This is a genomic window from Emticicia sp., assembly GCF_049241225.1.
Taxonomy (GTDB): domain Bacteria; phylum Bacteroidota; class Bacteroidia; order Cytophagales; family Spirosomataceae; genus Emticicia.
In genome coordinates, this window is sequence record NZ_JBMLRC010000494.1 from 1 (window position 1) to 2,455 (window position 2,455).

At 37.9% G+C, this 2,455-nt stretch carries 2 protein-coding genes and 1 pseudogene; all 3 read left to right on the forward strand.

Annotation, left to right across the window (positions count from 1 at the left end; all coding sequences use genetic code 11):
• Positions 1 to 80 precede the first annotated feature (80 nt).
• The gene (locus ACOVO2_RS25565) at positions 81 to 1,367 is read left to right on the forward strand and encodes a type IX secretion system plug protein domain-containing protein (RefSeq protein ID WP_421772701.1); all 1,287 of its coding nucleotides are present in this window, start codon (positions 81 to 83) and stop codon (positions 1,365 to 1,367) included.
• A gap of 45 nt (positions 1,368 to 1,412) precedes the next feature.
• On the forward strand, positions 1,413 to 2,048 hold the full coding sequence (locus ACOVO2_RS25570; protein WP_421772702.1) for an oxidoreductase: 636 nt from the start codon (positions 1,413 to 1,415) through the stop codon (positions 2,046 to 2,048).
• Positions 2,049 to 2,068: 20 nt separating this feature from the next.
• Positions 2,069 to 2,455: pseudogene (locus ACOVO2_RS25575) on the forward strand (hypothetical protein); the annotation flags it as partial.

The following is a 2,455-nucleotide window of genomic DNA, read 5'->3' on the forward strand; positions in this document are numbered from 1 at the left end:
TTTGTTTTTAGGCATGTTAAAAACAATTCCACCAATAAAATCAACAAAAAATCGTTAGCTTTGAAAAAATAATTGTCTCCATGCGAAAATACTTTTTTTCAGTTTTATTTCTAATCAATTTTGTTGCTTTCAGTCAAGAAAAAGCCCTTCGGTTTGAAGATTTCACCTACGAACCAAATATAAAAACCGTGCTACTATACCCACTCGTTGGCGATGCAAACGATGCTGCACGAACACTCAATCCACCAGTTTTATCACTCAATGATTCTAAAAACCTTTGGCTCGAATTTGATGATTTGAATGCCAATTACGAGCAATATCATGTAAAAATCTTACATTGTACGTATGATTGGAAACAATCGGTTCTTTCTGAAATAGAATATATGCCTGAGTATAACGACCTAATTGTGAATGATTATCAGGTTTCTCGCACAACAAAAGTGCCGTACTATCATTATAAAATCGAGATTCCAAAGGTCTTACTATCAGGCAATTATCTGCTTGTAGCGTGGCGTGGACGCCGCAAAGATGATATTGTTTTCAGCAAACGTTTCATGGTTTACGAACCTTTGGTTGGAGCATTTGGCACGATTCGACAAGCTCAAGCTCCTTCAAAATACAAAACTCACCAACAAGTAGATTTTGAAGTAAATTACGGAGGCTACCGTTTGATGTCGCCACGCGATGAATTGAAAATCATTATTCGTCAAAATTTCAGATGGGATAAAACCGTCAGAAACCTAAAGGCATTTAGTGTCAATGAGGGAATGTCGAAACTTGAATATCGTTTTTTCGATGATGAAAATGTGTTTCCGGCAGGCAACGAATTCCGCTTTTTTGATTCAAGAAGTACCAATTACAATGGTCAATTTATAGCCCAAACCCGACGAGGAAAGGAAGACGAAATGTGGGTTTCGCCTCAAAATAATCGCAGCGAGACAGTATATATTGAGTCGAATGACTTTGATGGTTGTTATGTGGTAGATAATCGCGAAGGGACAGATGGCTCATTAGATTCTGATTACATATACATGACTTTTGGCCTTAAAACTCACGAACTGGAAGATGCTAACGAAAAAGTTTATGTCAATGGGAGTTTCAACGATTGGCGACTCGACAAAACCAATGAAATGGTCTATGACAATAATTTTGGTGGATACACGGCCACTATTCGACTAAAACAAGGCGTTTATAATTATGATTTCGTTACTCAAAAACCTAATAAAACAACCGATGAGGTGTATTTTGAAGGGAATTTTGGCGAAACCCAAAACACTTACGAAATTTTTATTTATCACCGCCCCGTCACGGCCCGTGCAGAAAAATTAGTAGGGTATCATACCATAGATTTCAATAAAAGAAGATAAATTGTAGCTTGAAGATTCACTTCGTCTATAACAGAACTAAAAATAATGAAAACAGCCCTTGTAGTTGGTGCCTCAGGCCTCATCGGAAAACACCTAACTCATAAGCTTCTGGCAAGCCAATACTACAATAAAGTAACTATCATAGTCAGAAAGAAATTGGCGATTGAGCATCAAAAACTCGAACAACTCGTGATGGATTTTGATAATCTGGATGCTTCAAAAATTGTTGCTGATGATATTTTTTGTTGCCTCGGCACAACAATGAAGCAAGCTGGCTCTAAAGATGCTTTTTATAAAGTTGACTTCACTTATCCGCTTAATTTTGCAAAAGCAGGACTTGCTAATGGTACAAAACAGTTTTTAGTAATCACAGCAATGGGTGCCGACGAAAAATCGTGGATTTATTATAACCGAGTGAAAGGTGAAATAGAAAAAGCCCTGAGCGATTTACACTTCCCTACTCTTATCATCTTACGCCCATCAATGTTGGCGGGCGAACGTGAGAATCCACGCATGGGCGAAAAAATCGGCCAAGTTGTGATGGACTTTTTTGCCCCGCTGATTCCCGATAATTATAAGGTAATTGCCGGAGAAAAAGTTGCTCAAGCTATGCTCGAATTGGCACAAAAAGGCATCAAAAATAAAGCTATTTTCGAGTCAGGAAGTCTTCAAAAATTCTAATCACCAAACCCCTATTTTTTATGAAACGTACACTTACTATCGTTGTTTTGTTCATTTGCTTGGCTCAGATGTCAATCTCCCAATCGACCCCAGTACAAGCAAAATTTACTTTTAAAACTTATCCCGAAGATGCCAATGGTGCACCACATTCAGATATTTTTCTAAATTTTGGCAAAAAAGTAGCTAAAATTGATAAAATAACTGGTAATGCAGATATCACCGACCCAAGCCTTTATGCCGAAAATAAGATTCCAAAAACTGCTCTTTCGGCTTGTGGTGCTTGGTGGGCTGGTGCGGGCGATTATTTTTATGTAGTTCAAGAAAAAAACAAACTCGTGATTTATAAAGCCTGGCAAGCCGAAGAACAAACCGACCGAGGTTTTCATTGGAAAAGATATAAATCGGTT